16 protein-coding genes and 1 pseudogene are annotated in these 17,249 nt (G+C 67.9%); 9 read left to right on the top strand and 8 right to left on the bottom strand.

Annotated features, from left to right (window positions below; all coding sequences use genetic code 11):
* Window positions 1-94: 94 nt before the first annotated feature.
* A complete protein-coding gene (locus OHA03_RS42780; protein ID WP_267009318.1) occupies window positions 95-337 on the top strand; it encodes a hypothetical protein in 243 nt (80 codons plus the stop codon).
* A 310-nt stretch (window positions 338-647) separates the two neighbouring features.
* Here OHA03_RS42780 and OHA03_RS42785 read toward each other — a convergent pair whose 3' ends face one another.
* Entirely contained in the window at window positions 648-1,139 is a 492-nt protein-coding gene (locus tag OHA03_RS42785) for a carboxypeptidase-like regulatory domain-containing protein (RefSeq protein WP_267009319.1), read from the bottom strand.
* Between the two features lie 126 nt (window positions 1,140-1,265).
* Here OHA03_RS42785 and OHA03_RS42790 point away from each other — a divergent pair, with 126 nt between their 5' ends.
* Window positions 1,266-1,394, top strand: coding sequence for a hypothetical protein (locus tag OHA03_RS42790; RefSeq protein ID WP_267009320.1), 129 nt, complete (start codon window positions 1,266-1,268; stop codon window positions 1,392-1,394).
* A 714-nt stretch (window positions 1,395-2,108) separates the two neighbouring features.
* Here the strand turns inward: OHA03_RS42790 and OHA03_RS42795 are convergent.
* Entirely contained in the window at window positions 2,109-3,023 is a 915-nt protein-coding gene (locus tag OHA03_RS42795) for an NmrA family NAD(P)-binding protein (RefSeq protein ID WP_267009321.1), read from the bottom strand.
* A 102-nt stretch (window positions 3,024-3,125) separates the two neighbouring features.
* On the opposite strand from OHA03_RS42795, the gene OHA03_RS42800 reads away from it, so the two are divergent.
* From OHA03_RS42800 to OHA03_RS42810, 3 genes are all read left to right on the top strand, one after another.
* The gene (locus OHA03_RS42800; RefSeq protein WP_267009322.1) at window positions 3,126-3,758 is read left to right on the top strand and encodes a TetR/AcrR family transcriptional regulator; all 633 of its coding nucleotides are present in this window, start codon (window positions 3,126-3,128) and stop codon (window positions 3,756-3,758) included.
* 352 nt (window positions 3,759-4,110) lie between these two features.
* Window positions 4,111-4,488, top strand: coding sequence for a hypothetical protein (locus OHA03_RS42805; protein WP_267009323.1), 378 nt, complete (start codon window positions 4,111-4,113; stop codon window positions 4,486-4,488).
* Between the two features lie 410 nt (window positions 4,489-4,898).
* A complete protein-coding gene (locus tag OHA03_RS42810; RefSeq protein ID WP_267009324.1) occupies window positions 4,899-6,041 on the top strand; it encodes a YncE family protein in 1,143 nt (380 codons plus the stop codon).
* Between the two features lie 148 nt (window positions 6,042-6,189).
* On the opposite strand, the gene OHA03_RS42815 is transcribed toward OHA03_RS42810, so the two are convergent.
* The 3 genes and pseudogenes from OHA03_RS42815 to OHA03_RS42825 all read right to left on the bottom strand — a co-directional run bounded on the left by OHA03_RS42815 (window position 6,190) and on the right by OHA03_RS42825 (window position 7,670).
* Entirely contained in the window at window positions 6,190-6,603 is a 414-nt protein-coding gene (locus OHA03_RS42815) for a hypothetical protein (RefSeq protein ID WP_267009325.1), read from the bottom strand.
* 230 nt (window positions 6,604-6,833) lie between these two features.
* Window positions 6,834-6,976, bottom strand: a pseudogene (locus OHA03_RS42820) (IS256 family transposase); the annotation flags it as partial.
* A complete protein-coding gene (locus OHA03_RS42825) occupies window positions 6,975-7,670 on the bottom strand; it encodes a TetR/AcrR family transcriptional regulator (RefSeq protein WP_267009326.1) in 696 nt (231 codons plus the stop codon). The pseudogene OHA03_RS42820 and the gene OHA03_RS42825, both read right to left, overlap by 2 nt.
* Before the next feature lie 150 nt (window positions 7,671-7,820).
* Between OHA03_RS42825 and OHA03_RS42830 the strand changes: the two genes are divergently transcribed.
* Window positions 7,821-9,245 (top strand): aldehyde dehydrogenase, encoded by a 1,425-nt coding sequence (locus OHA03_RS42830; protein ID WP_267009327.1) that lies wholly within the window; start codon window positions 7,821-7,823, stop codon window positions 9,243-9,245.
* A gap of 205 nt (window positions 9,246-9,450) precedes the next feature.
* The gene (locus OHA03_RS42835) at window positions 9,451-10,899 is read left to right on the top strand and encodes an aldehyde dehydrogenase (RefSeq protein ID WP_267009328.1); all 1,449 of its coding nucleotides are present in this window, start codon (window positions 9,451-9,453) and stop codon (window positions 10,897-10,899) included.
* A gap of 315 nt (window positions 10,900-11,214) precedes the next feature.
* On the opposite strand, the gene OHA03_RS42840 is transcribed toward OHA03_RS42835, so the two are convergent.
* On the bottom strand, window positions 11,215-11,805 hold the full coding sequence (locus OHA03_RS42840; RefSeq protein WP_267009329.1) for a TetR/AcrR family transcriptional regulator: 591 nt from the start codon (window positions 11,803-11,805) through the stop codon (window positions 11,215-11,217).
* Between the two features lie 92 nt (window positions 11,806-11,897).
* On the opposite strand from OHA03_RS42840, the gene OHA03_RS42845 reads away from it, so the two are divergent.
* The gene (locus OHA03_RS42845; protein WP_267009330.1) at window positions 11,898-12,599 is read left to right on the top strand and encodes an SDR family oxidoreductase; all 702 of its coding nucleotides are present in this window, start codon (window positions 11,898-11,900) and stop codon (window positions 12,597-12,599) included.
* Window positions 12,600-12,977: 378 nt separating this feature from the next.
* On the opposite strand, the gene OHA03_RS42850 is transcribed toward OHA03_RS42845, so the two are convergent.
* The gene (locus OHA03_RS42850; RefSeq protein WP_267009331.1) at window positions 12,978-13,964 is read right to left on the bottom strand and encodes a glycoside hydrolase family 11 protein; all 987 of its coding nucleotides are present in this window, start codon (window positions 13,962-13,964) and stop codon (window positions 12,978-12,980) included.
* Window positions 13,965-14,945: 981 nt separating this feature from the next.
* Between OHA03_RS42850 and OHA03_RS42855 the strand changes: the two genes are divergently transcribed.
* The gene (locus tag OHA03_RS42855; protein WP_267009332.1) at window positions 14,946-16,271 is read left to right on the top strand and encodes an MFS transporter; all 1,326 of its coding nucleotides are present in this window, start codon (window positions 14,946-14,948) and stop codon (window positions 16,269-16,271) included.
* A gap of 7 nt (window positions 16,272-16,278) precedes the next feature.
* Here OHA03_RS42855 and OHA03_RS42860 read toward each other — a convergent pair whose 3' ends face one another.
* The gene (locus OHA03_RS42860; RefSeq protein ID WP_267009333.1) at window positions 16,279-17,163 is read right to left on the bottom strand and encodes an LLM class F420-dependent oxidoreductase; all 885 of its coding nucleotides are present in this window, start codon (window positions 17,161-17,163) and stop codon (window positions 16,279-16,281) included.
* Window positions 17,164-17,249: the final 86 nt, after the last annotated feature.

Below are 17,249 nucleotides of genomic sequence, written 5' to 3' on the forward strand. Positions count from 1 at the left end.
ACGGTAACTATTGCTTCAGGCAACCACGTCCGCCTGTGCGCCTTGCGCCGACGCGGCCCTGGCCGGTGTCGTGGAGGCCGCGCACCTTCCGCCCGTGCCGACCGGTGCGGACCGCGCCTGGTACCTCCGCGCGATCGCGGCCGTGGACCCGCGCATCGTCGAGGACGAGGACAAGGCGATCGATGCCGGCCGAAATCAGTGCTCGGCGCTTTCAGCCGGGGGCGCCAAGATGGATTGGTCAGCCGCGCAGCGATTCGGGAACGACGCGAGGCCGCTCACGAACGCGCGGGGCAAGCAGTTGAACGCCGCTCTGCGAGGCTCGCTCTGCCCGGAGTGACGTTGTCCGCCGCTACCGAACTGCGATCTTGCCGAAGCGGTCCCGGCGTGCCCGAAAGCGGCCGTCACGAACGCCTCGTCACCCACCCACTGGATGGCGGGGCGTTTCTGATCCCCGGACACCGGCCACGGCGCTGGGGCGGCCTGCGGTGAGTGGGCGGTGCGGTGCTGCTGACGCGGCCCACTCGGTCGACCGCTGCAGGACGGGTGCAGGCAACAAGGGTGGCGTTGGCGCCGACCTGACCTGCAGCGATGATTTCCTGAACGGCACAGGGCGATCCGGGACGAACACCGGCCTCACTGCACAGTGCCTAATGTGCTCGGTGCGACACGCTTGCTTCTCGGCTGTGCAACGCGAAGTCCGCGCGGACGACCGCACCGGATTGCAACAGCTTCTGATGGACCAGCGGGTTCCGGCCGACGGACGAGACCACAATGCGGAGGTACCCCTCAGGGAGTCCGGTCGCGGCGTACGCCCCGTGTTCGTTGGTCGTGGTACGCACCAGTTGCCGCCCCTTGGTATCCATGACGGTCACCGCGGCGCCGCGGACGGGCTGCTGCTCGGAGTCGTGGACGGTGCCGACCAACGTCGGTATCGGCTCGCCGAAGTGGTGACGGTGGACGGGGAGCGCGGTGGGTGTCGGCATCTCCAACGCCGGGTCCTCCACCGGGAGTTCCTCGATCTCCTCCTCGCCTTCGGTGTACCGTCCCGCGGCCCTGCGGTGCCGCAGCCAGGCGTCGAGGCCCAGCAGGGCGACGCCCGCGGTGATCCACGCGCACAGAACCAGGACGGGCTTGAGCACCCCCGGCCCCGTCGAAGTACAGGACTCCACGCAGGGCATCGACCGCGTTGGCCATGCACGTGCTGGAAGAACGTCGGCAGCATCGAAGCGGGCGCCACGCCGCCGCTGGTGGGGATGCTCAGCACGATGAACAGGCCCATACCCACCGCGGGGAAGAACCGCCTGGCGAAGGGGGCCAGGCCTGAGGAGGAGACGGCCACGGCCATGGTGAGAAGGAAGGAGATCGCCATGGCGGAGGGGGCAGCGGGTATGTAGCCCAGCCCCGCACCGATCAGGTTGCCGACGACGCTGAACAGGGCGGCGGCACCTGCGATCGTCAGCAGTTTCCTGCGTCGGCTGAAGGTCACCGCACGCAGCAGCGTCGTCGCGAGAATGTAGCCGGGGACGCTCCAGGCAATCCCGAAATAGACCAGGGTCGAGCCCAGCAGGTCCTTGTTCGCGGTGGGTGCCACGTCATCGACCTTGAGCCGCTGGTGGCTCCGGACGGCGACTTCGGTGAACACATTGCGCAGCACCAGCTCGAGCGACATCCCGTTGGCCTTGGCCACGTACAGCACCGGATGCGGGCTGTCGGCGGCGAAGCCCGCCGCCGCATCCCGGTCCAGCACCGCCTGCCGGCCCGCCCGGCTGTCGGTCACCGCCGTTACGTCGAAACCGCCGGGGTACTGCCGCTGCAGCCGGCTGTCGATCCTCCGCTCGATGGTTGGATCCGCGACCACCACCTTCACGTGGTGCCGCGGCGCTTCGGCATCGGTGACCACCTCGATGACCTGTCCGGCATCCCGGCGACGCGTAGGGCTCCGACTGATCTCCCACGAGATCGCTGACCGTGACCCGGGCCTGCTCCAGGGCATCGGCCCGCCGCAGCCGTCGAAGCGGAGCGACACCCGGGGGAGTGGGGGTGGAACTGTGCGGAGCCCCGCGCCGGTGCCGCCGACATGGTCAGCACGTGAATTCGGGGCGCAGCCGTCAGGGGAGCTGGTCGAGCAGTTCCTGACGGTGTGCGGTGGCCCACGAGGCGAGATGGATGGGTTCGCGGCCGAGCAGGTCCTGGACCGTGCTGGTGGTGACCGCGGAGTAGTCCATGCGGCCCTCGTAGGTCTGTCGCGCCCAGATCAGTGTGCTGGCCGCGTAGGCGGCGTCCATGTTGGCCGGCGCGGTGTCCAGCCCGGCCTCGATCATGCGCATCAGATCGTCCGGGGTCATGACCAGCGCGGGGATCTCCTGCCCGAGGGCGGCGGAGAGGACCTCGGCCACCTCGGCGCCGTTGAGGAGATCGGCGGACAGGTAGTAATCCTTGCCCGCATGCGTGTCGGGGCCTTCGGCCAGGACCTTGGCCACGACCGCGGCGATGTCGTCGTTGGCGACCCAGCCGACCTGCTTGTCGCCCATCGGCCACACCATCTGGCCGTCGCGCAGCCGGTTGATGCCCAGGAGGTTCTCCATGAACACGTGCGGATGCACATTCGCCCAGGCCAGGTTGGAGCCGGCGATGTAACGCTCCACCAGCTCGTGCCACGCGAAGTGCGGGTCCGTGGAGCGCTTGTCGCTGAACACGCCCAGGTGCACCACGAAGCTGACGCCGGCGTTCTCGGCGGCGTCCACCAGAGTCTTGGTTTGGTGGTTCATCGCCGAGGTGTAGCCGGCCATCAGGAATACCCGGTCGATGGCCTCCAGCGCGCCGGGGAAGGTGTCGGGGTCATCGAGATCGATGCGGACCGCTTCCTTCCCTTCCTTGATCCACTGCTCGACGGTCGCCTCGCTGCGTGAAGCGCGCACCGGGACCGCCTGGCCGGGTGTCGCCTCCAGCGTCTTCACGACCGCCGCTCCGGTGCGGCCGGTGGCCCCGAGGATCAGTACCCGCGGGGTGTCTGTGTTCCCCATCCGTATCTCCCTAGCTTCATACGAAAGCAATCACTTTCGTATGACGCGATAGTGGTCGCTGTCGTATGCTCTGTCAAGTTGGTGAGAGACCGGAGGAGAAACGTGCGTACCTGGGCCGAGAACGACCCCAAAGCGCGCCTGATGGCGCGCAAGCGCGAGGCGATCATCAACGCTGCCCTCGCGGCCTTCCTCGAAGAGGGGTACGGCGGAAGCTCGGTCAACCGCATCGCCGCGAGCGCAGGTGTGTCCATCACCACCCTGTACCGGCACTTCGACAGCAAGGACGACCTCTTCGTCGCCGTCATCCAGGAGGCCTGCGACACCTCCGCGCAGACCTCGGACCCGCAATGGCTGAACCTGCCGCCCCTGGAAGGCCTGGCGGAAGCGGGCTGCGAGCTTCTACAACACATCATGTCCGAACAACAGTTGGCGCTGTTCAGAGTGGTGACCCGGGACGCGCAGCGCTTCCCCGAACTCGGCCGCCGCTACCAACAGGAGATTCTCGGCGACCGCATTACCCTGTTCACGCGACACCTGTCCCACTGGCCGGCGGAACTCCGCTCCAAGGTCAGCGACCCCGCGCGGGCCGCGCACGTCTTCTCCGCCCTGCTGCAGGCGGAGATCATGGACACGGCTCTGCTCGGGGGACCGGTCCCCGACACCGCCGCCATCCGCATCCGCTCCCAAGAGGCTGCGAACGACCTGCTGATCCTCGTCGAGGCCGGACGGCTGTGAGCCGACGAGGGGCTCGGCCTTGGTGACTTAGCGTTACCTGGGGCGGTGGTCGACGTTCGGGACGGGCGCGGAAGCGGCCTCGGCATGCGGGAGAGCGAAGCCGACCGGGGCCGCGTTCCTGCGGGAGGCAGCCTGTCCTCCCCGGGATTCCTTCCTTCGTCCAGGACGTGCGTACTCACTGGACGGTGATCTCCAAGGCGTGCCCCTGCCGACTCGGCGAGGAATGCACCCTGTGTCCGTCTGCTCGGCGAGGGCGGCCTGTAGCCGAATCGCTCGGACCGGTGCATGGCCCGCCCGGTAGGCCCTGCTATTCGGTTGTTGATTGCTGCTGGCCCCGGCACGATGGCCGATCATGCGCCGAGAGGAATATGCGGGACCGGTGGCGTTGCGCGCCATGCAGAGCCTGGCCAGCCGTGTCTTCCCACAGGCCGGCTGGCGGCACTCAGGCGACCTGGCGTGGGCGGCTGCAAGCGCCGTGTCTGCTGCTGATGCCACCCCCACCGCCGTCTGGTCGACCGGCGATACGACTGTGGCCTGGGGGTGGCTGGAGTCACCGGAGGAGTTGACCATCCAGGTCGACCCCGCCTATTCGGACTTGGCCGGCGAGGTGCTGGCCTGGGCGCAACGCGCCACTGATGCCGCCCGGCTGAGCGTGACGATCGGTGCACACGAGACGCACCTGACCTCCGCGCTCGTTATCTCGGGTGCCAGCGAGGCAGTAGGCATGTAGGGCAAGTGGCCGTTTTCGTACATGCCTTACGGGTATCCGAGGGATCGTCAGGCACGTACGGCATGTGCGTAAGCGTTGTGGGTGCGCCGCCCTGCGCCGGATCAACGAATTCCTGAGCGATCCCCCCTGCCGAGTGATTGTCGGCGGAGGGTGCCCCTCCCGGCCCGTCGTGCTCACCGTGCCTGGGTCCAGTCGCCCACCTCCGTGCCCCGGATTCTCCGGTTCAGTCGCGGCACCGGACCGGGTGCGGTCTCGGTGGGGCGCACGAACGTCCAGGCGACCGCCCCGGCCCATGGTCGGGGCGGTCGCGCGTCCCCGCCATGCTAAATATGGCGAACTGTCATAATGTGTCCCATTCTGTCAGCTCGGTCGGGAGGATTGCTGTGACTATCTGTCAAACCGTGAGGGGCGTGGGCGCGCAGGAGGCCCTCCCGTCGTCGGCGCCGCCTGGTCTTCGAGTGCGTCGCTCGTGGTGGGGTGGGTTGCTGCGGGCGCTGGTGGCAGGTCTCGTGCTAGTGGCCGGCCTGGCCCTGCCCATGGTGGCCCCGCAGCCCGCCCAGGCCGTGCCGCCCGGCACCTACGCCTACGTCGCCAACTTCCTCGATGGCACGGTGTCGGTGATCAACACAGCGACGAACACGGTGGTGGTCACGGTTCCCGTCGGCGATGCGCCGTGGGGAGTGGCGGTGTCGCCGGACGGCACCCGTGCCTACGTCACTAACCGCGCCGATGGCACGGTGTCCGTGATCAACACCGCGACCGACACGGTCGTCGCCACCGTCCCCGTCGGCCTTGAGCCCCTGGGGGTGGCGGTGTCGCCGGACGGCACCCGCGCCTACGTCACCAACTTCAGCGCCAACACGGTGTCCGTGATCAAGACGAACACCAACACGGTCGTCGCCACCGTCCCCGTCGGCGATGCTCCCATCGGGGTGGCGGTGTCGCCGAACGGCACCCGCGCCTACGTCACCAATTCCGACGACGACACGGTGTCCGTGATCAAGACGAACACGAACACGGTCGTCGCCACTATCCCCGTCGGCGACTTCCCGTTCGGGGTGGCGGTGTCGCGGGACGGCACCCGCGCCTACGTCACCAATTCCGACGACGACACGGTGTCCGTGATCAAGACGAACACGAACACGGTCGTCGCCACCGTCCCCGTCGGCGATGTGCCCCAGGGGGTGGCGGTGTCGCGGGACGGCACCCGCGCCTACGTCATCAACGCCGACGACGACACGGTGTCCGTGATCAAGACGAACACGAACACGGTCGTCGCCACCATCCCCGTCGGCGATGCGCCTCGAGAGGTGGCGGTGTCGCCGGACGGCACCCGTGCCTACGTCACCAACGCCAACGACGACACGGTGTCCGTGATCAAAACCGCCACCAACACCGTCGTGGCCACCGTCCCCGTCGACGACCTCCCGTTCGGGGTGGCGATCGGGGTCGTGCCCTGCCCAGGCCACGGCAAGCCGGGTCACGGAAAGCCAGGCCACGACCGGCCAACCACGGCCACCGCCCCGGCCCCCGGTAACCGCACACCGGCATGACGAACGCCCCGGCGCCGGCCGCCCACCCTCGGACCATCGACGCCGGGGCATCCCGTGACCACGCAACCCCACACCACGGCCCGCCGCCCAAAGCCTCCGCCGACCCTTCGCACCCGACCGGACCACCGATCAGACCGCGCTACGTGACTCACTTGCCTGAACGGCCGAACTTGCGCTGACCTGCACGTTCTCTTGACAACCCCAGATAACGATCGCAGCCCACGGCTTCGTGCAGGGCAATGGCAAACCGTTTTTCGCCTGCTTGAGCCGTCCGCTGACCGATCTGCCGCCGCTGTACACCCTGCCCGAGGGCTACCGGATCCGACCGCAACGCGACGCGGCCGACGTCATCGAACGCGGGGCCGTGCACCGAGCGGTCTGGAATTCGCTGCACATCACCGCGGAGCGGCACGCGGCCATGCGCGAGGTGTGGCCTTACCGGTCCGAATTCGACCTGGTCGCATTCTCGCCCGAGGGGAAAGCTGTCGCCTACTGTCAGGGCTGGTATGACGAGGTCAGTGGGGTCGGCCTGCTTGAGCCCGTCGGTACTGCTGCCGAGCACCGCCGGCGTGGCCTGTCGCGTGCCGTGGGCGCAGCAGTACTGCACGCTTTCGCAGCCGCCGGTGGCGGGCTGGCCACGGTCTCTCCGCGCGGCGACGCTGGATACCCGATCCCTGAGCTCGTCTACGAATCACTCGGCTTCCAGGTATTGAGTCGAACGCGCACATACACAAAGGCGTTCCGTCATTCTGGCACTCCAGCCGGAACTGATCATCTGAAGCAGCCTCAGATGCCTGAGCCCAGGAACTGTCCGGGGGCGGGCACGAAGTCGCGCTCGACAGGCCGTGCAGCTGGAGCAGTGCCGGTACCTCGCTGATTTTCCCGGACTCACGGCACCAGGGCGGCGGGATCGCCGAGGAGAACCGCCTGCGTTCATTGCCGGGAGGGAGATGTTGGCGAGGCGGCGGGGCGGTGGAGCAGTCCAGTGACCAGTAGGTCGAGGTGTCGGCCGAGCATGGTGGCGAAGTCGATGCGGGATCCGGCCAGGCGCGGGTCCTCGATCGCCGCCAGGACAGTGGGGGAGGGGTTGGCGAAGGGCCATAGGCCCGCGACAGCGACGGTGCACAAGGCCGCCAGTTCCCGGGCGGCGTCTTCTCCCAGCTCGGGAATCCGGTCACTGACCAGGCCGGCGAAGCGTACCTGCGCTTCCAGATTGGACAGCTTGAAGGCACGGACGGATTCGAGGGAGACGTTGCGTTCCAGGACCGTGGCCAGTGCGCTCCACAGCTCGCACAGCAGCGGCCGCTGCGCCAGGGAAGCTGCGAGCGCGCTGCAGACGACACGATGCGGCGCCGACTGGGCCGGCGGCAGGTCGCGCTCGACGGTGTCCAGCCATTCCTGCTGGGAGCGGCGCAGGAGTTCGAGGAAGACCGCCTCGCGGGTCTCGAAGTAGCGCACGACGTTCGTCTTCGACAGCCCGACCCGGCGACTGAGTTCGCGCAGGCTGATCTCCGCGATCGGCATCTCACCAAGCAGGGCCTCGGCCGCGTCGAGAATCGTCTGCTTGCGGATCTCGATCTGCTCCGGTCGCCGGGCCCGCTGGAATGCGGCGCTCTCGGTCTGGCTCACGGCCTTCCTCCTCGGTATGGCTCGCGTTCAAAGTAGCAGACCCATTGGCCTCTTGTTAAAGGTCCAGTGGGTTGTTATCTTGAATGACGTAGAGGGCCATTGGTCTCTTATCCGGTGGCCCTGCCGTCTCACGAAAGCGACACACCCCCCATGACCTCTTACGACAAGCTCTTCATCGGCGGACGCTGGACCGCACCCGCGGGCTCCGAGACGATCGAGGTGCGCTCCCCGCACGATCAGTCGCTGGTGGGCCGGGTCCCAGACGCATCCGAGGCGGACGTCGACCGGGCGGTCGAGGCCGCGCGGCAGGCCTTCGACCACGGGCCCTGGCCGCGGACGACGCCGAGCGAGCGGCGCGCTGTCCTCGCTCGGTTCAACGAGCTGCACACGGCCCGCGGGCAGGAACTCGCGGCCCTGGTCACCTCCGAGAACGGCACCCCGCTGTGGTTCACCGGATTGCTGCACAACGGTGGGATCGCCGAGCAGACCGCCTCCTACCTGCGGGCCTCGGAATCCTTCGGCTGGGAGGAGCGCCTGGAATCCGGCACGACGATCCGCCGTGAGCCGGTCGGGGTGATCGCCGCGGTCATCCCATGGAATGCACCCCATCAGTCGGCTCTGGCGAAGATCGTCCCCGCCCTCCTCGCGGGCTGCACCGTCATCCTCAAGGCCGCGCCGGAGACCGCGCTCGATGCCCTGGTGCTCGGCGACATCTTTGCCGAGGCCGGTCTGCCGGAGGGCGTCCTCAGCATCCTGCCCGCCGGCCGGGAGGTCAGCGAGTACCTGGTCTCGCACCCGAGCGTGGACAAGATCGCCTTCACCGGTTCAACGACGGCAGGCCGCCGTATCGCTGCGATAGCGGGCGAGCAGCTCAAGCGGGTGAGCTTGGAGCTGGGCGGCAAGTCCGCCGCGATCATCCTCGAGGACGCCGACCTCGCTGCCGTGACCGAGGGGCTGAAGACGGCGTCTCTGGCGAACAACGGCGAGAGCTGCGTCGCCCACACCCGCATCCTCGCGCCCCGCAGCCGCTACGAGGAGATCGTTGCTGCGCTGGCAACGATGATCGAGGGCCTCACGGTGGGGGACCCCTCCGACCCCGCCACTTTCATCGGTCCCATGGTCCGCGCCGACCAGCAGCAGCGAGTGCGGAACTACATCGACCTCGGGATCAAGGAGGGTGCGCGTCTCGTCGTAGGCGGATCCGACGTGCCCCAGGGGCTGGAGGGCGGCTTCTACGTGCGCCCCACGCTGTTCGCCGATGCCGACAACAGCATGCGCATCGCCCAGGAGGAGATCTTCGGCCCCGTTCTCGTCGTCATCCCGTTCGAGGACGAGGAGGACGCCGTGCGGATCGCCAACGACTCCCCGTACGGCCTTGGCGGCGGCGTGTGGAGCGCCGACACCGAGAACGGAATGGAGATCGCCCGCCGTATCCGCACCGGAACGTTCTCCGTCAACGGCGCCCACGCCGCGTTCGACGGGCCGTTCGGCGGCTACAAGGCCAGCGGCATCGGCCGTGAATTCGGGCTCGTCGGACTGGGCCAGTACGTCGAGTTCAAGACGATCAGCAGCTGACACGGCCGAGCGGAACAGCCGGGCAACGGGCCGGATGCGACCCGCATGTGCCGAAGAGGAACCGGCCCTGGCCACTTCGTCGCACGGGCCGGCCCCGAACCACCTCGTTTCGGGTCCACCGGCTCCACCTGTGAACAACATCGCTTGCGAGGCGCCGTCCCTCTGTGCGGCGCCACGCGAATCGGAAAGAAGAGAGCGAACCAAGATGATCGTGTACGACAAGCTCTACATCGGCGGCGCCTGGACCGCCCCCAGCTCCCCTGACCTGCTGGAGATCCGTTCTCCGCACGACCAGTCCGTTCTGGGTCGTGTCGCACAGGCCGCTCCGCAGGACATCGACCGGGCCGTGGCCGCCGCCCGTGCGGCGTTCGACAACGGACCGTGGCCGCGGACGGATCCCAAGGAGCGGCAGGAGATCATCCGTCGTCTCAACGCGCTGCGTGAGGCGCGAGCTGACGAGATCGCCGCGATGATCTCCGCGGAGAACGGCTCGGCCGGCTGGTTCACCAAGATGGGCCAGCCGTTCCTGACCCGGCAGATCAACTCTTATCTCAAGGCCGCCGAGGAGTTCGGCTGGGAGGAGATCGTTGATCCTTCCGACCCCGCGGCTCCCTACGACACCATCGTGCGCCGCGAGGCGATCGGCGTGGTCGCCGCGGTCATCCCGTGGAACTCGCCCTTCTCGGCGGCGATGGCGAAACTGCCCCCGGCGCTGCTGGCCGGCAACACCGTCGTACTGAAGACCTCGCCGGAGAACTCGCTGAGCATGATGATGCTTGCCGAGCTGTTTGCCGAGGCCGGCCTTCCCGAAGGCGTGCTCAGCATCCTGCCCGCCGACCGCGAGACCAGTGAGTACCTGGTGTCGCACCGTGATGTGGACAAGATCGCGTTCACCGGTTCCACCCGGGCCGGCCGCCGGATCGCCTCGATCGCCGGCGAGCAGCTGAAGCGGGTCAGTCTCGAACTCGGCGGCAAGTCCGCCGCGATCATCCTGGAGGACGCCGACCTCGGCAAGGTCGTCCAGGGGCTGAAGTTCGGCTCGCTGGCCAACAACGGCGAGGCGTGCATCCTCCAGACGCGCATCCTCGCGCCGCGCAGCCGCTACGAGGAGGTCGTCGCCGCGCTCAAGGAACTGGTGGAGTCGCTGAAGGTCGGCGACCCGGCCGACCCCGACACCTTCGTCGGCCCCATGATCCGCCCGGATCAGCAGGAGCGGGTGATCTCCTACATCCAGGTGGGCATCGAGGAGGGCGCCCGACTGGTCACCGGCGGCACGCAGATCCCCGCAGGGCTTGAAAGCGGCAACTACGTCACCCCGACCCTGTTCGCCGACGTCGACAACAGGATGCGCATAGCCCAGGAGGAGATCTTCGGCCCGGTGCTCGCCGTCATCGCCTACGACGACGAGGACGACGCGGTCCGGATCGCCAACGACTCCGAGTACGGCCTGTCCGGCGGCGTGTGGTCCGCCGACCCCGACCGAGCGCTGGAGATCGCTCGGCGAGTGCGTACCGGCACCCTCACCATCAACGGTTCCCCGATGAGCTTCGACGGACCGTTCGGCGGCTACAAGGCCAGCGGCATCGGCCGCGAGTACGGCAAGGTCGGCCTGACCGGATATGTCGAGCACAAGACCATCACCCGCGTCCGCTGAGGACGCGGAGGCGCTGAGCCGGGCAAAGAGCCGGTCCGTTCCGACCTTCCCCGGCTCGGCGTTCGCGCCCCGCACGAAACAGGGCCTCCATGGTCTCCGCGCTCGCTCGTCCGATCTTCGCCGTGGTCGCGGTCGCTGCAGGCGTGTCCGCCCGGCAGCCCTCTGGAGCGTCGGCTGTCCGATAGCCGGCCGGGCATGGCCGATCAGCTGACCAGGGGCCGAGGCCACTCGGTGTGACAAGCGCCGATACGTCCACTCGGCACCGCAACCGCCCCGTGCCTCATCCGGTGTCGATCGTGATCGAAGAGACCGCCCCTAGCGGGCCTGGCCTGCCGGTACCGTCTGCTTGACGCCGGCAGCATCCAGCAACGCCGCTGCCGTGATCACGCCGATGCCGGCGAGCGCCTGGGACTGTACGACCACCCGGGCGCTCGCGCCGTCGAAGACGATCGTCAACTGCATGGCCAGGCTCTCCGGATCCTCAGCCTCGGCGGCGACGAGCTCGGCCCGGAAGAAGTCGGTCAGGTGCTGCTTGAAATGGCGCGCGACCACACTGCCCGGATGCCCGGGGTCCTTCAGCTCCACCGCTGCACTCACGAACGGGCAGCCAAGGAAGTTGCCTTCGGCAGTCATCTGGTCCTGCCGTTCGAACACGGTCAGAATGCGCTCGCGCGGCGGCCGCCCGTCGTCCGGGCCCGGGAGCAGGGCGGCCTCGTACGTCGGGCCGCGGCTGGCGAGGCTTTCCGCGATCACCTCGTCCTTGGACCGGAACAACTGGTACATCGACTTCTTCGAGACGCCGGCGGCCTTGCACAGCGCATCCACGCCGATGCTCATGCCGTCGCGGTAGAAGAGTTCGCCCGCCGCTTCGAGCAGTCGCTCGCGGGGTGTCGCCGAGGTCGTCATGTCATTGAGGGTACCGGCTGGGCTTGCAGTCGGAAACAGATCGGTTTACCTTAGTGGAAACAGATCGGTTTCTATCTTTGTCTGGAGTCAAAGTGACCACTCTCGAAGGCGCCGTCGTACTCGTCACCGGCGGCAACCGCGGTATCGGCAAGGCGATCGTGGACGAGCTGCTTGCCCGCGGTGCGAAGAAGGTCTACGCCACCGCGCGGAACCCGCAGCCGAGCACCGACACCCGCGTCGTTCCGCTGGCTCTGGAGGTCACAGACCCGGCCTCGATCGAGGCGCTGGTGGCGGCCGCGCCCGATGTCACCGTGCTGATCAACAACGCCGGTGGCAGCTCACCGGACACCTACCTGGACGCACCGATCGAGGACATCAGGAACGTCTTCGAGACCAACTTCTTCGGCCCGCTGAATGTGACCCGTGCCTTCGTCCCGGTGATCGAGCGCAACGGCGGCGGCCACATCCTGAACGCGCACTCGGCACTCTCCTGGGTCGCTTTGCATGGCGCGTACTCCGCCACCAAGGCCGCGTTCTGGCTGCAGACCAACGCCATCCGGCTTGAACTGCTGGACCGCGGCATCGGCGTGACGGGCCTGCACATGGGATACGTCGACACCGACATGACCGCGGCGGTGACCCAGCCCAAGTCGAAGCCGGCGGACATCGCCAAGGAGGCGCTGGACGGGATCGAGAAGGGCGCGTTCGAGGTGCTCGCCGACGAGACCTCCCGCCAGGCCAAGGCCGCCCTGTCCGGCGACATCACCGACCTCTACCCGCAACTCAAGGCCTGACCGGCGGCCGTCCAGCGCGCCGTCGCAGCACGTAGGAGCCGGCGAGCAGGCCATGGCCACGCTGAAGGGCTGGTGGCTCCTGCGGAAGCTCCGCCGTAGCAGTTGCATCACCGCATTCGTCAGTCGTCAGTTCCACCTCGATCCGTGGAACTGACGACTGACGGTTCAGTTACGTGCGAAGTCGAGCAGGTCGCTGTTGACTGTTCGGCGAATACGGGGACCATCGCGAGGCCCGTGAGGGGCGCCGGGGCAGCCGTACGTCCGGGGCCAACGTGCAGCGCCCGCCGATCGGAGGGGCCCGTCAGCCCGAGGACGTCGTGTGGCGCGGCGGCTGTGGGCCGCCGCGCCACAGGTGCGGTGTCCTCGGATGTTTGTGGGTCAGCTTGCGGCGCAGGTGACTGTTGGCCAGGTCCAGGTGCCGTTGGTCTGGATCGTCGCACCCCAGTTGTTGCCGCTGCCGTTGGGCTTGGCGACGAGTGTTTGGCTGTCGGGGTAGTTGGCGCTGATGTTCCAGGTCGAGAGGACCTTCTCCGGGGAGGGGACCTTCATGGTCACGGTCCAGTTGCTGGAACCGGAGACCGCCACGTTCAGGTTGTAGCGGTCGTCGTACTTGTCGCCTGCGGAGAGCGTCGCGGTGCAGCCCCCGCCGGACCCGCCGCCGGATCCACCTCCGGAGGAACCACCGTCACCCACCGTGATGTTGGAGTTGCCGCTGCTCTGGTAGCCCTCGGTGGCCAGGATCATGTAGTTGAAACTGCCCAGGCTCATGCCCTTGCCGGCCCACGCGTCGAAGTGATTGCCGGTGGTGATGGTTCCACCGGTCTTCTTCGACTGCCGGACACTCCAGTACTGCTTGAATGTTTTGGTGCCCTCGATCGAGGGGGCGTTGGTGCGCGTCGTCTCGTAGATGTCGTACGTGCCGCCGTCGCTGGTGACGGTTCCCTTGTACGTGCCCTCGGGTCTGTAGGTGCCCCAGTTGTCGACGACGTAGTACTCCACGAGCGGGTTCGTCGTCCACCCGTAGAGTGCCAAGTAGGCGTTGCCGGACGGGTTGAAGCTGCCCGAGTAGTTCACTGCCCTGCGTCCGCCGGTGCTCCAGCCCTTGCCGGCGACGAAGTTCCCGCTGTTGCTCCACGAGGTGCTGTAGTTGCCGCCGGAACCCAGGTTCATGTTGACCGACCCGCCGCCGTCGGTCCAGAACGAGTAGTAGTACCCGTTGTTGGTGCCGGTCTCGTTCGAGGAGATGGCGCTGGCGGTGCTGGGCATGGCCAGCGCAGCCACGAACAGCAGGAAGGTGCTGAGGCCGCCGACGAGCAGCCTGATGCGGCCGCGCGTGCGGCTCTTCGGATGGGCGGGAGCGTTCATGGCCGTGATTCCTCCTGGTGAGGGTGGGCGGGAACGCCGGGCAGCGTGATGCGACCCGGTGCGGTGAAGGTGGCTGCCGTGAGCCAGCCACAGTGGGGGAGCCGACGTGATAGCGGCCGCATGTTCGTCGTCGTGCCACGCGGCAGTGGATGGGTCGGTGACCCGGACCGGAGCTGCTTCAGACCTGTCGATGCGACAGCACGCCGGCCACGCCGACGCCGAGGGAGGTGCGGATGTGCGCGGTTTTCACCATCACTGCAACCTCTGCTTTCCGGTCCTCGGGCATGCCCGGCGGGACCGTAAGGACGTTGTCTGCGTTACGGGAAAGTTTCCGATCGCTGGAGAGTATGGGCGGGTGTCGGTGGACAGTCAATGACTCTTGTTTCCGAAAGTTCACCGAAACATACGAACCATGAACTGGACTGTATAGCGAAACGTTTCGAATCTTGCCTATGGAGTGCCCAATGGCGGCTCCCTGAGTCCGGAGAGGCGCCTAGAAGTGGCCGGTGCAGCCCTACGGTTTCGTAAGATCGCTCGGACGATTGTCGAAACTTTCGGAACATGGTCCGCGGTCAGTGGCAGGGGGCAGCCCGCGCAGCTCCGGCCTCCACTGGTGCAAGCCAGGATGGTCATGCGGAATGTGTACTCGAGGTCGAGACTGCCGGTTCAGCCTGCTTGGTCGGGCGAGAGGATGAGCCCGTCGCGGCTCGGCGGACTGGGGCCTGACCGTCTGTCGCAGGCCTCAAATCGCCTTTCGCGTGGGGCCGCCGGGGGCTAGTGTTCAGGCGCCGAGTGACCCCCACGAGGAGCCGAGACATGCCCGGTCGTCCGAGCGCGCGTTGACGTCGTAGGCCGTGATCGGCCAGTCATCGCGTGCTGCCCTTGATACGCGGCACGGCGAGCCTCCCCCGCCTGAACAGTCGGTGCACCTGTCGTGCGCCGGGTGGCGGGGTCCCGTCTTCGGCAACCCAAGGGGTCTCTGTGCCGTCCGCTTCCTCCGCTGTATCCGATTTCGGTCGTACCGATTTGCCAAGCCTGTGGCGGGACGGTGACTTCCGCAGGCTCTGGGTGGGCCAGACGGCCTCCCAACTGGGCGAGCACGGGAGCCTGGTGGTCCTGCCGCTGATCGCCGTGCTGACGCTCGACGCCGACGCCGACCAACTGGGCTTCCTCCGCGCGGCGGGGCAGGCGCCGATTCTGTTGCTCTCGCTCTTCGTCGGCGCGTGGGTGGACAGGTGGCAGACCCGCACGGTCATGGTGCTGGCGGACCTCGGCCGGGCCCTGGCGCTGGGCGGAGCTGTTGTGGCCGGCCTCCTCGGTAGGCTCGGCCTGCCGGCACTGCTTCTGGCGGCCTTCGCCGTCGGGTCCCTGTCCGTCTTCTTCGATGTGGCCTACCAGGCGTCTCTCGTACGGCTGGTGAGACGCGATCAGCTGGTGCAGGGCAACAGCGCGCTCGAAGGCAGTCGGTCAGCGGCCCAGATCGGCGGCCCCGCCATCGGCGGCGCGTTGGTGTCCCTGCTGTCGGGGCCGATCGCCGCCGCCTCCAGCGCGCTGTTCTTCGCGCTGTCGTTCCTGTCGATCCGGCGGATCCGTCGCCGCGAATCGATCCCGGAGCGCTCGAAACGTCCCCTTCGGGTCTGGCGACGGATCCATGAGGGCCTCCGTTTTGTCGTCGGCCACACCTTGCTGCGGACCGTGGGCCTCGCCTCGGCCGCCTTCCAGTTCTCCTTCGCTGCCATGATGACCGTCTATCTGCTTTTTCTGCCGCGGGAACTGCACCTGACGGGCACCGCTGTCGGGTTGGCGCTCGCGGCGACGGGGCCGGGCGCACTCCTGGGCTCGCTGCTCGCTGCCCGTCTCCCCAGCCGGTTCGGTTACGGCGTGGTGCTCGTGTCCGCGGCGGCACTCGGCGACGGCGTGCTGCTCTGCGTACCCGCGCTTCACGGCCCTTCTGCGGTGATGATCCCCGCGCTCGTGGCGGTCAACTTCGTGTTCGGGACCTTCGGTCAGTTGGTGAACGTCACGGTCATGGCCGTCCGGCAGGCTGTCACCCCGGACCGGATGCAAGGCCGCGTGGCCGCGACGATCACGTTTGTCGGCATGGGCCTGACCCCGCTCGGCTCGCTGCTCGGAGGCTTTCTCGCGGGGGAGTGGGGGTTGCGTACCAGCCTCCTGGTGACGGCCGGCGGCATGATGCTGTCCCCCGTGCTGATGGCTTTGTCCCCGCTCGCACGCCTGGGGCGGACGCTTCCGGATATCGGCCAGGCGCGGTCTGCTGGTCTCAACTGCCCTTTCAGCGAAGGCTAAGCACTTTTCAGAGGTCCAGCGCCGCCGCCAGCCGTCGCCACTCCTCCCGGGGCATACCGGCCCGGTCCTCACCCGTGGCCAGCAGTTGTACGGCGACGTGGTCGGCGCCTGCGTCGAGGAAGGCGTCGATCCGCTCGCGCACCCGTTGTTCGTCGCCCCAGCCGAACAGCGCGTCGACCAGTCGGTCGCTGCCACCGTCGGCCAGGTCGTCCTCGGCGAAGCCGAGCCGGAGCCAGCTGTTGGTGTAGTTGGGTAGCTCCAGGTAGAAGGCCAGCAACTCACGGGCGGCAGCCCGCGCGCGGTCCGGGTCGGCTTCCAGGATCACGGTGAACTCGGGGGCCAGCAAGGGCCCCTCACCGAGCGTCTCTCGGGCCTGCGCCGTGTGCTCGGGGGTGACCAGGTACGGGTGGGCGCCCGCGGCGCGATCGCGGGAGAGCTCCAGCATTCTCGGGCCCAGCGCGGCGAGCACCCGGCGGTCGGCCGGGACCCCGGCGGCGTCCAGTGCGTCGAGGTAGCCGGTCATAGCCGCGTACGGGCGCTTGTACTGTTCGGCCAGCTTTGCGTGGCTGACGCCCAGCCCCAGCAGGAAGCGGCCTGGGTGGGCGTCCTCGAGGGCGGCCCATCGTTCGGCGGTGTCCTGCGGTTCGTGCTGCCAGATGCTGAGGATGCCGGTTGCAACGGTGATCGACCGGGTGGCTGCGATCAGCGGGGCCGCGTGCTCCACACCGCTGCTTCCGCCGAGCCAGAGGGCGCCGTAGCCGAGCTCCTCCAATTCCGCCGCAGTTTCGGCGCGTTCGGCCGCGCCGGAGGGATCAGGGTCGCGCAACCCGGTGTTCCACAGGCCGTACCGGCCGATTGCCTGCGCCTGCGTGCTGTTGCCGCTGAACCCCATGGGCCCATCTCCCGCCATAAGGCCGACTGAAGCGTGACGCCCGTCGACTGAACTTAAGTTTGATGTCCGTCGTACCAAACCACGCG

It is taken from the genome of Streptomyces sp. NBC_00154, assembly GCF_026342835.1.
In the GTDB taxonomy this organism is placed as follows: Bacteria; Actinomycetota; Actinomycetes; order Streptomycetales; family Streptomycetaceae; genus Streptomyces.

What these genes read in the sequence shown, in the direction of transcription:
- OHA03_RS42790 (WP_267009320.1), top strand. Translation starts at nt 1,266, where the DNA reads ATGAACAGGCCCATACCCACCGCGGGGAAGAACCGCCTGGCGAAGGGG.
- OHA03_RS42795 (WP_267009321.1), bottom strand. Translation starts at nt 3,023, where the DNA reads ATGGGGAACACAGACACCCCGCGGGTACTGATCCTCGGGGCCACCGGC.
- OHA03_RS42805 (WP_267009323.1), top strand. Translation starts at nt 4,111, where the DNA reads ATGCGCCGAGAGGAATATGCGGGACCGGTGGCGTTGCGCGCCATGCAG.
- OHA03_RS42830 (WP_267009327.1), top strand. Translation starts at nt 7,821, where the DNA reads ATGACCTCTTACGACAAGCTCTTCATCGGCGGACGCTGGACCGCACCC.
- OHA03_RS42835 (WP_267009328.1), top strand. Translation starts at nt 9,451, where the DNA reads ATGATCGTGTACGACAAGCTCTACATCGGCGGCGCCTGGACCGCCCCC.
- OHA03_RS42840 (WP_267009329.1), bottom strand. Translation starts at nt 11,805, where the DNA reads ATGACGACCTCGGCGACACCCCGCGAGCGACTGCTCGAAGCGGCGGGC.
- OHA03_RS42850 (WP_267009331.1), bottom strand. Translation starts at nt 13,964, where the DNA reads ATGAACGCTCCCGCCCATCCGAAGAGCCGCACGCGCGGCCGCATCAGG.
- OHA03_RS42860 (WP_267009333.1), bottom strand. Translation starts at nt 17,163, where the DNA reads ATGGGGTTCAGCGGCAACAGCACGCAGGCGCAGGCAATCGGCCGGTAC.